We start from the raw sequence: 399 nt of genomic DNA, 5'->3' as shown, positions 1-399 counted from the left end.
TCGGGAAACAGTTCGATGACGACCTCGCCCTTGGTCGTTTCCATGATGAGCGCGTTCTCGCGGTCCTTGATCTCAGCCATGTCAGATATCCTTTTGTAAAATGGAACTATTTGTCGGCGGCAATGCGCACTTTGATCATCCGGTCGGGATCGGCAACCGTGCCATTGTCCGCCTCGTCGCCCTTCTTGATCTTGTCCACCAGCTCCATGCCGCTGACGACATTGCCGACGATGGTGTACTGGCCATCGAGCGGCGGTGCCGGCGCGAACATGATGAAGAACTGCGAGTTGGCGGAATTCGGATCCTGCGAGCGGGCCATGCCGACCACGCCACGCTTGTAGTGCTCGGTCTGAGAGAATTCGGCCGGCAGGTCGGGCAGGTCCGAGCCGCCGGTGCCGA

General features: G+C 59.6%; 1 protein-coding gene and 1 pseudogene. Both read right to left on the bottom strand.

Annotated elements, in window-relative coordinates; translation table 11 throughout:
- Positions 1-80 (bottom strand): annotated as a pseudogene (locus EN807_RS32915) (peptidylprolyl isomerase); the annotation flags it as partial.
- A gap of 26 nt (positions 81-106) precedes the next feature.
- On the bottom strand, positions 107-399 hold a 293-nt coding region (locus EN807_RS32910), incomplete at its 5' end, for a peptidylprolyl isomerase (protein WP_135937966.1).

Origin of the sequence: Mesorhizobium sp. M5C.F.Ca.ET.164.01.1.1, assembly GCF_004792125.1 — a bacterium.
Classification (GTDB): Bacteria; Pseudomonadota; Alphaproteobacteria; order Rhizobiales; family Rhizobiaceae; genus Mesorhizobium; species Mesorhizobium wenxiniae.
The sequence above is the reverse complement of the archived record's forward strand: the minus strand, read 5'-3'. Positions and strand labels throughout refer to the sequence as shown.